General features: G+C 35.8%; 8 protein-coding genes. All 8 read left to right on the top strand.

Features of this window, described 5'->3' with window-relative positions:
* Positions 1–476: 476 nt before the first annotated feature.
* The 8 genes from rpmH to FOD82_RS08420 all read left to right on the top strand — a co-directional run bounded on the left by rpmH (position 477) and on the right by FOD82_RS08420 (position 10,573).
* Positions 477–617: a 50S ribosomal protein L34 gene (rpmH, locus tag FOD82_RS08455; RefSeq protein ID WP_003549412.1), complete on the top strand. Its 141-nt coding sequence runs from the start codon at positions 477–479 to the stop codon at positions 615–617.
* 53 nt (positions 618–670) lie between these two features.
* Positions 671–1,039, top strand: coding sequence for a ribonuclease P protein component (rnpA, locus tag FOD82_RS08450; RefSeq protein WP_144355991.1), 369 nt, complete (start codon positions 671–673; stop codon positions 1,037–1,039).
* 1 nt (position 1,040) lies between these two features.
* A complete protein-coding gene (locus tag FOD82_RS08445) occupies positions 1,041–1,910 on the top strand; it encodes a membrane protein insertase YidC (RefSeq protein ID WP_144355990.1) in 870 nt (289 codons plus the stop codon).
* 111 nt (positions 1,911–2,021) lie between these two features.
* Positions 2,022–3,407 (top strand): tRNA uridine-5-carboxymethylaminomethyl(34) synthesis GTPase MnmE, encoded by a 1,386-nt coding sequence (mnmE, locus tag FOD82_RS08440; protein WP_144355989.1) that lies wholly within the window; start codon positions 2,022–2,024, stop codon positions 3,405–3,407.
* Positions 3,408–3,412: 5 nt separating this feature from the next.
* The gene (gene mnmG / locus FOD82_RS08435; protein ID WP_144356041.1) at positions 3,413–5,311 is read left to right on the top strand and encodes a tRNA uridine-5-carboxymethylaminomethyl(34) synthesis enzyme MnmG; all 1,899 of its coding nucleotides are present in this window, start codon (positions 3,413–3,415) and stop codon (positions 5,309–5,311) included.
* Between the two features lie 303 nt (positions 5,312–5,614).
* Entirely contained in the window at positions 5,615–7,417 is a 1,803-nt protein-coding gene (gene spxB, locus FOD82_RS08430; protein WP_144355988.1) for a pyruvate oxidase, read from the top strand.
* A 109-nt stretch (positions 7,418–7,526) separates the two neighbouring features.
* Positions 7,527–8,930, top strand: coding sequence for an NADP-dependent phosphogluconate dehydrogenase (gene gndA / locus FOD82_RS08425; protein WP_144355987.1), 1,404 nt, complete (start codon positions 7,527–7,529; stop codon positions 8,928–8,930).
* Between the two features lie 89 nt (positions 8,931–9,019).
* Positions 9,020–10,573, top strand: coding sequence for a ClC family H(+)/Cl(-) exchange transporter (locus tag FOD82_RS08420; RefSeq protein ID WP_144355986.1), 1,554 nt, complete (start codon positions 9,020–9,022; stop codon positions 10,571–10,573).
* Positions 10,574–10,660 lie beyond the last annotated feature (87 nt).

Raw genomic sequence — 10,660 nt, 5'->3', positions numbered from 1 at the left:
AATAGACCTCCTTTATTCATAAAAATCATAAATTATTTTAGCATGATTTAATCAAGTTTTCCACAAAGTGGAAAAAGTTATCCAGAATTAACAGGGTGTGTAGAAAATCAAAAAAATAATCCACAGAACTTTAGAGTTCAATAAGCATCTCAATGTTTTCCACAGACATGCTGTTAATATTTTTTCGCTATATATCAACAATAAAGTAAAAAATAACCGCAATATCCACATGGTGTGAATAAAGTTATAAACACCCTGTGATTTGTGGAAAAACTCTGGTGGATAACGTGTGGATTATTTATTAGAGCAAAAATTATACCCTAATTTATCCACAAAATAAATCTTTATTTTAAAAAAATTATAGTAAATTCTTTTATATTTCTTGTAATTTTCCCTTGGTTTTTGAAGCTTTTCGTGCTATCCTTAGTAAGAAATTGTGTAAATGACACAAAAGTAAAGATGGAGGTGCAGTTTAAATGACAACTAAGAGAACTTACCAACCAAAGAAGCGTCACCGTTCACGTGTTCATGGTTTCATGAAGCGTATGAGCACATCAAATGGCCGTAAGGTTTTAGCAAGACGCCGTGCAAAGGGTAGAAAAGTCTTATCTGCTTAAACCACTGAAATCCACAGTGGTTTTTTTAGTCTAGTAGAGTGGAATGAAACGTTTTGAGAAAGTCTTATCGAGTTAAATCTGAAAAGGATTTTCAGCGAGTTTTTAAATCAAGCGACTCGGTCGCTAACCGAGCTTTTGTAATCTATAAATTAAAGAGAATGGAGAATGAACACTTTAGAGTGGGAATCTCTGTTGGAAAAAAGGTCGGTCATACCGCCGTTGTTCGTAATAGGCTTAAACGTTATATTCGGGCTGTCCTTACTGAAAAGAAGGCGGAGATTGATCCCCAACTTGACTTTTTAGTAATCACAAGGCCATATGCTCGCAATTTTGACATGACTAAGGTACGCAAAAATTTAGTTCATGCTCTGACCTTGGCTCACGTCATTGAAGAAATGCCAAATGAAAATGAGGAAGAATAGAGTGAGAGACATTTTAACAAAGAAAAATGTCAAACGTCTGCTTGTTTTATTAGCATTGGTAGCTATTGCAGTTACTCTAACTGGTTGTGCTCCAACTAATGGACAAACACAGGCACCAATTTCCCACACTAGTGGAAATTGGTGGGATCGCTGGATTGTTTACTATGTTTCTGCATTCTTGCTTTGGCTTGCAAAACTCTTGGGAAATAATTATGGTTGGACTATCATTGTCTTTACCATTTTAATTAGAATTATACTTTTGCCTTTAAATGCATTGTCAATCAGAAGTACTTCCAAGATGCAGCAAATCCAACCGCAAGTTGATGCGCTACGTAAAAAGTATCCAGGACGTGACAATGAATCGAGACAATTATTATCACAAGAAACGAATAAGTTATATAAAGAAGCTGGTGTAAATCCATATACAGGATGTCTTCCGCTGCTTATTCAACTTCCAGTTATGTATGCGTTGTATCAAGCTATTTGGCGTACTCCGCAACTTCAGAATGGACGTTTTTTGTGGATGGATTTAGGTAAGCCCGATCCATACTATGTAATGCCGATTCTAGCTATGGTATTCACATTTATTTCAACTTATATTAGCCAAATGTCTACTCCGAAATCATCACAAAACATGATGACTAAAGTAATGACATATGGTATGGCAGTTATGGTTGGTGTGATGGCAATTGGTTTTCAATCTGCGATTACACTATACTGGGTGGTTTCTAACCTCTTCCAGGCTGTACAAACATTCATCTTGCAAAACCCTATTAAATATAAGCGTGAGCAAGAAGCTAAGCAGCAAGAAGAGCGTGAGCGTAAACGTCGCCTTAAAAAAGCGTATAAGCGTATAGGACGTAAAAAATAGAATATAATATCTAAAATCATTTTTAGATAAAGTAGTCAAAGTGCTTTATCCATCATGATCTATTTATCATGGTGGTATAATGCACTTTTTTTATTGAGAAGGGGAGAAAATATGGTCCAAACTTTAACAGAATTTGATACAATTGCTGCAATTTCAACTCCAATTGGAGAAGGTGGAATTTCTATTGTACGTATGTCTGGAGAAGATGCGGTTAAAATTGCCAATAGAGTTTTTAAAGGGGCTAACCTTGAAGAAGTACCAACTCACACTATTCATTATGGGCATATTATTGATCCTAAAGATGAAAAAGTAATCGATGAGTCAATGGTAACTGTTCTTAGAGCGCCAAAAACCTTCACTCGTGAAGATATTGTAGAAATCAATTGTCATGGTGGAATCGTAGTTACCAACCATATTTTGCAGTTATTACTTGAAAATGGTGCAAGAATGGCTGATCCTGGTGAGTTTACTAAACGGGCATTTGTTAATGGTCGAATTGATTTAACTCAAGCTGAAAGCGTTATGGATATTGTAAGGGCTAAAACTGATAAAGCTCGTCAAGTTGCTGTTGGTCAGCTTGAAGGTGGTTTGCTTGAAAAAATTCGTGCAATGCGTCAAGAAATATTAGATACTTTGGCTAATGTCGAGGTTAATATCGATTATCCTGAATATGATGCTGATCAAATTACAGCAGATCAAATGGCAGCTACTTCTAAATCGGTTATTAAAAAGATCAATAGATTACTTAAAACGGCTCAAGAAGGTACTATTTTGCGTAATGGTCTTGCAACAGCGATTGTTGGACAGCCTAATGTGGGAAAGTCGTCTCTGCTTAATTATCTCACGCAAAGTGATAAAGCTATTGTTACCGATGTAGCTGGAACAACCCGTGATACTTTAGAAGAATATGTTTCTGTGAAGGGAGTACCATTAAAGTTAATTGATACTGCTGGTATTCATCACACAGAAGACAAGGTAGAGAAGATTGGGGTTGAGCGTTCTCAAAAAGCTCTAAAACAAGCTGATTTAGTATTATTGTTAATTGATGCAAGTAAAGAGTTAAGTAATGCAGATTGTGATTTAATTAAAGATACTGCAGATAAAAAGAGAATTATTATTTTGAATAAAGCTGATTTAGGCTCTAAGATTTCTCCACAAGATATGCACAAGTTAACAAATAGTGATGTGATTTCTACTTCAATTTTGAAGGAAGAAAATTTGGATGAATTAGAAGACTTAATTAAAAAATTATTCTTTTCAGGAATTGAAAACTCCAATGACCAAGTAATGGTTACTAATCAGCGTCAAAGTGCTCTTCTAAAAAAAGCAAAGAGAGAATTAGAAGATGTTATTGATGCTGTGGAAAATGGTATTCCTGTGGATATTGCACAGATTGACTTTAATGGAGCTTGGGATACTCTGGGTGAAATCACTGGGGATAGTGCGCCAGATGAGTTGATCAATCAACTATTTAGTCAATTTTGTTTAGGAAAGTAGGGATGATATTGAAGACTTATAATTCAAATGAATATGATGTAATTGTTGTAGGAGCCGGACATGCTGGTAGTGAAGCTGCACTTGCAAGTGCTCATATGGGACAAAAGACGCTTTTAATAACTATTGGATTGGATATGGTTGCTTTCATGCCATGCAATCCTTCTGTTGGAGGTCCGGCAAAAGGAACTGTAGTTAGAGAAATTGACGCTTTAGGCGGTCAAATGGGAAAAAACATTGATGCTACCTATATTCAAATGAGAATGTTGAATACTGGAAAAGGACCTGCAGTTCGTGCTCTTCGAGCTCAAGCCGATAAGTGGCAATACCATGAACATATGAAAGACGTCATTGAGAATACTCCAAACTTAACCTTGCGTCAGGGAGTTGTAGATGAATTAGTTATTGAAGATGGCGTATGTACCGGTGTAATAACTAGTACCGGAGCAAAATATCATGCCAAAAGTGTAGTATTAACTACAGGGACAGCTGCTCGGGGACGAATTTTTATTGGTGAGTTAAATTATTCTTCTGGTCCTAATAATACAATCCCTGCAATTAAATTATCAGAAAACCTTGAAAAACTTGGTTTTAAATTACGCCGTTTCAAAACAGGTACTCCTCCTCGAGTTAATGGAAATACAATTGATTTTTCTAAAACTGAAGAAGAACCAGGTGATAAAACACCACGTCATTTCTCTTATGAAACTAGTGATGTTGCTTACTTGCGTGATCAAATTTCGTGTTGGATGACTTATACTAATCCAGTTACTCACGCAATTATTAATGAAAATTTGGATCGTTCTCCAATGTTTTCTGGCGATATTGTTGGAGTTGGTCCACGTTATTGTCCATCTATTGAAACTAAAGTAGTTCGTTTTGCGGATAAAGATCGCCATCAGTTATTCTTAGAACCAGAAGGTAGAGATACAAAAGAGTATTATGTTGGAGATTTTTCAACTTCAATGCCTGAAGAGGTTCAACTTAAAATGCTTCATAGTGTCGCAGGTCTTGAACATGCTGAAATGATGCGTCCAGGTTATGCAATTGAATATGATGTTATTGATCCATGGCAATTAACCCATACTCTTGAGACAAAGAATATTAAGAATTTGTTTACTGCAGGCCAAATGAATGGAACTTCTGGCTATGAAGAAGCAGCAGGACAAGGTCTTATTGCAGGAATTAATGCTGCTCTTCGTGCTCAAGATAAGCCTGGATTTACATTAGGACGTGACGAAGCTTATATTGGAGTTTTGATTGATGACTTGGTCACTAAAGGTACTAATGAACCATATCGTTTACTTACTTCTCGGGCAGAATATCGTTTAATTTTGCGTCATGATAATGCTGATTTACGCTTAACACAATATGGACATGATTTGGGACTTATTTCAGATGATCGTTATGAAAAGTTTGAAGAAAAGAAAAAAGCTATTCAAGAAGCAAAAGATAAGCTTGCAAAAATAACTATTCACCCAACTGATGAAGTTCAAAATTATCTATCTTCAATTGGAGACGATAAAATGAGTGCAGGTGTGAAGGCAGATATTTTTCTTAGACGTCCTCGTGTAACTATTTCGGATATTGAAAAGTTAACGGGTGAAAATATTTCTACTGATCGCTATGTTAAAGAGCAAGTAGAAATCAATGTTAAATATGCTGGCTATATAAAGAAAGAGCAAGTTAGAATAGATCGTCTTCATCGTCAAGAAGCCAAGAAAATACCAGCAGATATTGATTATGATGCAATTGAAGGATTAGCTACAGAAGCTCGCCAAAAATTTGCTCAAATTCGTCCAGAAACTTTAGCACAAGCTGAGCGTATTTCTGGAGTAAATCCAGCTGATCTTGCTATTTTAAGCGTATATATTCAAAATGGTCGTTATTCAAAAGTGAAAAAATAATTGATAAAAAGCAGAACTTTCTCTGCTTTTTTCTTTTGGAGTATTTCCTAGGAAATATTTTAAAATATTTTTTTGCTAAAAAATTATGCATAAATTGTAAAATATGCTAATAAAATCACAAATGTAACCCTTATCATTAGTTAATTATAAAGATATATTATAATAGTTTGTGAAATTATTCTTTTCACAAAACGCTTACATTGTTGTTGCATAGCTATTTTTAGCACTTGAATTTGTGAAAAAAAGTGTTTTAATACATTATGTAAGTAATCGACATAATTGGTGTTAAGGAGATGCACTTAAATGACAAAAATTAATGGTTCAGATGCAATGTTTCAAGTAATGTATGATTGGGATATTGATCATGTATACGGTTTTCCAGGTGGTTCATTTGATTCTAGTATGAATGCTATCCATGATTGGAAAAATAAAATTAAATTTATTGAAGTTCGTCACGAAGAAGCTGGTGCACTAGCTGCTTCTGCAGAATATAAATTAACTGGTAAAGTTGGTGTATGTTTTGGTTCCGCAGGTCCTGGTGCTGCTCACCTCTACAATGGTTTGTATGATGCTAAATATGATAAAACTCCTATGGTAGCAATCGTTGCAAATGTTCCAACCAGTCGTCAAGATATTGATTTCTTCCAAGCTTTTGATGAAGACAAATGGTTCTTAGATGCTAGTGTATGGTGCGCTCAACCAAAGACTGCAGATCTTATTCCTGTATTAATGGATGAAGCGATTCGTCAAGCATACGCTAGAAAAGGTCCTGCTGTTTTAATTATTTCTAAGGATCTTGGTTGGCAAAAGATTGAAGATAACTTCCGTGTTAATTATAAGTCAGTTCCAACTGAAACTTACTTAGAACCAACTACTGCTTCAGTCGAAGAAGCTGCTAAGCTTTTAGCAGAAGCAAAGAATCCAGTAGTTTACTTTGGTAATGGTGCAAAACATGCTAAAGAAGAATTGAAAGAATTTGCTGAAAAATTCAAGACTCCTCTTCTATCTTCTTACCTTGGTAAGGGTGTAGTTGAAGATGACTTTCCTGCATATATGGGTACAATTGGTCGTATTGGACCAAAAGCTCCAAATGAAATTCAATCTCATGCTGACTTAGTTGTTTGGGTTGGTAATAATTCACCATTTTCAGTATTGTGGTTTAACAAAGATGCTAAAGTTATTCAAATCGATACAGATTCAGCTAAGTTCGGTAAGCGTCACAAGGTAGATGTTTCAATGCTTGCTGACTCTAAGAAGGCACTTCGTGCATTAATTGACGCTGGCGAAGAAAGAAGCGAATCACCAATTTATAAGGCAGCAATTGCTGACCGTGAAAACTGGGATGCATGGCAAGATAGCTTCAAAGATTCTGAAGAAATGCCAGTAAGACCTGAGCCAATTTGGGATGTTATTAACCAAGAAGCCGCTGATGATGCAGTATTTGCAATTGATGTTGGTAATGTAAACATTGACCATACTCGTTTATTGAAGATGCATGATGATCAAAAGTGGACCACTTCTGGCCTCCACGCAACTATGGGTTATGGTGCTCCAGCTGCTCTTGCTGCAGCAACAGCTTATCCAGATCGCGAAATTTGGCAACTTGCAGGTGATGGTGGTTTTGCAATGATGAACCAAGAGCTTCTTACTATGGCTCGTTACAATATGCATGTATTGAACATTGTCTTTACTAATGAGACTTTAGGTTACATTGAAGCAGAACAAGAAGATGAATCACATCAACCATTATCTGGTGTTATTATTCCAGACAACAACTGGGCTCAAGTTGCTGAAGGTATGAATGTAAAAGGCGTTGTTGTACGCACAAAGGATGAATTTGAAAAGGCAGTAAAGGAATGGAAGAAGATGGATGGTCCAATGCTTATTGACATTAAGTACACCCATGAAATGCCTTATTCAACTGAACTTGATACTCTTGATGATCCTGCCTTTGTTAAGAAATATCAAGCAGAAGATTTGAAGCCATTCAGTTACTTTGCTGATAAGTATGGTCTAGAAACAGATGCGGCATCAGGTGCATCTCAACATGAAGAAGCTGAGCCAGATCCAGAACCAGATACTACTTCAGGTGCCTCACAACATTAATTATTCAAATAATTATAAATATTATATAGAAAAGCGAAACTAAAGGTTTCGCTTTTTTGTGTAGTACTCGTATAATAGTAACTGACAGTTTTATATGGAGGGATTTATTATGCAACAATTTGGCGTTATTGGGTTATCTGTTATGGGTAAAAACCTTGCCTTAAATGTAAGAAACCATGACTTCTCAGTATCAGGGTATAGTATTGATAAGCCAGAAGTTGAAGCATTTGCAAAATATGAAGATGATAAGTTGAAAGCTTACGATGATTTAAAAGAGTTTGTTAATTCTCTTGAAAGACCTCGTAAGATTTTAATTCAAATTATGGCAGGTGCTCCTGTTGATGAAGTTATTCACACCTTATTGCCACTTCTTGATAAAGGTGACATTTTGATTGATGGTGGTAACTCTCAATATAAAGATACCAATCGTAGATACCACGAATTAAAAAAGCATGGCATTCACTTTATCGGTATGGGTGTTAGTGGCGGTGAAGAAGGTGCTTTAAACGGTCCTGCTCTTATGCCCGGTGGTGATGAAGAAGCATATAATGAAGTGGCTCCAATTTTAGAAGCCATTGCTGCTAAAAATGCAGAAGGTAAGCCATGTGTAAGCTATATGGGACCAGAAGGAGCGGGTCACTATGTAAAAATGGTTCATAATGGTATTGAATATGCTATTATGCAAGAATTTTCAGAAGTTTATAACTTGCTTCGTGATGTTGCTCATAAAAGTGACGATGAAATGTCTGAAATCTTTGATAAATGGAATCATGGTAAGGTTGAAGCTTATCTTAGTGAAATCACTGCTAATGTTTTAAAGCAAAAAGATGATTTAACTGATGATCATATTATCGATCATATTTTAAATGTTGCTTCTTATAAAGGTACTGGTAATTGGATGCTTGAAGATGGTGTAAGTCTTGGTGCTCCAATTAGCGTTATTGGTGAAGCAGTTATTGCACGTTTTATGAGTAAGCAAGCTTATTTAGCTTTAGAAAGTGGTATTAAGCCAACTAAGTTTGAAAGCAAAGAAACTCTTCCAGATAATTTAGTAGATGAATTTGAAAATACTTTGCAATTGGCTCAAGCAGTAGCTTATGCACAAGGTTTTCAACAATTAACAATGGCAGCTAAAGCTTACAATTGGGATCTTCGTTACAAGTCAATTGCTCAAAACTGGGAAGCTGGCTGTATCATTCGTTCAAGCATGCTTAAAGATATTGAAAATGCTTACGAAAGTGGTAAGCCACTTATGAACTTGTTCCAAGATGACTACTTCAGAAACTTGATGAAGACTAACTTGCCATCACTTCGTAAGTCAGTTGAATTTGCTACAAAAGCCGGTGTTCCAACTTCTACTTTAAGTGCATCACTTAACTACTTGGAATCAATTTTTAATCCTGATTTACCAGCTAACCTTATTCAAGGACAGCGTGACTACTTTGGTGCTCATACTTACCAAAGAAATGATCGTGAAGGTACCTTCCACACTGAATGGTATGAAGAAAAATAGTTAATCAATAGCTTACAAAAAAGAGTCCTGCATGGGCTCTTTTTTGTTGTAGAATATTAATTGACAAATTTTTGTGTGGGAGATAAAAAATGAAAAATACGGAGAATACGAGTCTAAAACTATTATTTCAAGCTTTAATAGTTGGAATTGCTACGGGAGCGGTAGTTGGAGTTTTTAGATTTGGTATTGAAAAAACTTCAGGATTTTGGCTACATTTATTTGAATTAGCTCATCAAAATTCTGCTTGGTTTTTAGTGATTATTGCAGGTTTTTTAGCAGTGGCAATAATTGCCGGCTACTTTGTTAAGCAACAACCACATGTGGGAGGATCTGGTATTCCAGAAGTTAAATTGGAACTTCAAGGAAAACTATCAGTTAAATGGTTCCCAATTTTATGGAGAAAATTAATTGGGGGCATTTTGGTGATTGGAACAGGACTCTTCTTAGGACCAGAAGGTCCCTCTCTTCAATTAGGCTCATCAATTGGACAAGGTGTGGGAGAAGGTTTTAATCAAACTAAAACTAATTCTCGCGTACTACTTGCTACAGGTGCTGCTAGTGGATTATCAGCTGCTTTTGGAGCGCCACTTAGTGGAGCTTTATTTGTGCTTGAAGAGGTTTTTCATAATTTTTCTCCAAGAGTGTGGATGAATGCCCTAGCTGGTGCGATTGCTTCAAACTTTATTGTCTCAAATATTTTCGGACAGCATCCAGCTTTGGCAATTCCTTATAATTATTCCTTTCCTATTCCATTGTATTGGCATTTAGTATTATTAGGGTTAGTGGTAGGAGTGTTGGGACATCTTTATAAAGTTGGTTTATTTAGTTTTAAAAAGGTATATAAAAAAATAACTATTTTACCTAGGTGGCTTCACGGAATTATTCCTTTAATAATCTTATTGCCAATTGCTTATTATTGGCCACTAATTACTGGTCCAGGTAATCGATTGATTTTATCACTTTCAAATACAATAACTGCTCAAGGATGGGTTACAGTTGGGATGTTGGCATTTTTCTTTATTATGAGAATCGTATTTTCAATTATTTCATATGATTCTGGACTTCCAAGTGGTATATTCTTGCCAATTTTAACAATGGGAGCCTTGATTGGAGCAACGTATGGTAGCTTTATGGTTCAATTGGGACTATTGCCACAAAGATTAGTTATAAATCTTGTCATATTTTCAATGGCGGGACTTTTTGCAGCAATTATTCGTGCACCGTTTACGGCAATAATTTTAATTACTGAAATGGTAGGCTCACTTCTTCACTTAATGCCCCTGGCAGTAGTTGCTTTTATTGCACTTTTAGTGGATGAACTTTTAGGTGGTCGTCCAATTTATGACAGTTTAGCACAAGCTATGGAAGGTAAGAATGGCGTGGCTAAATCTGCAGGACGTGAAGATCAATTAACTGTTCCTGTTTATGAAAGCAGTCAGTTAGTTGATAAAAAAGTTGCTGATGTTAAGTGGCCTCATAATACACTTGTTAAAATGATTAGAAGAGGCAGCGACGAGATAATTCCAAATGGGCAAACGCAAATCATGGCTGGTGATATGCTAGTTTTAGCGGTTGATCAAAATCGTCGCGGTGAAGTATATGATATGATGAAAAAACTGCAGGGTGTTGAATTAGATGGTTGAAAGATTATTTCCTAGGAAATAATCTTTTTTCATTGAAATTAGGGTACATCACTTGAAATATTTTTAATTAGTAGTATAAATACTGTG

The organism is Lactobacillus sp. LL6 (assembly GCF_007570935.1).
Taxonomy (GTDB): Bacteria; Bacillota; Bacilli; order Lactobacillales; family Lactobacillaceae; genus Lactobacillus.
This window is presented reverse-complemented; position numbering and strand designations above follow the sequence as displayed.

Bases quoted from the DNA above. Each gene is read 5' to 3' on its own strand.
- FOD82_RS08420 (WP_144355986.1), top strand. From the start codon at position 9,020: ATGAAAAATACGGAGAATACGAGTCTAAAACTATTATTTCAAGCTTTA.
- spxB (WP_144355988.1), top strand. From the start codon at position 5,615: ATGACAAAAATTAATGGTTCAGATGCAATGTTTCAAGTAATGTATGAT.
- rpmH (WP_003549412.1), top strand. From the start codon at position 477: ATGACAACTAAGAGAACTTACCAACCAAAGAAGCGTCACCGTTCACGT.
- mnmE (WP_144355989.1), top strand. From the start codon at position 2,022: ATGGTCCAAACTTTAACAGAATTTGATACAATTGCTGCAATTTCAACT.
- gndA (WP_144355987.1), top strand. From the start codon at position 7,527: ATGCAACAATTTGGCGTTATTGGGTTATCTGTTATGGGTAAAAACCTT.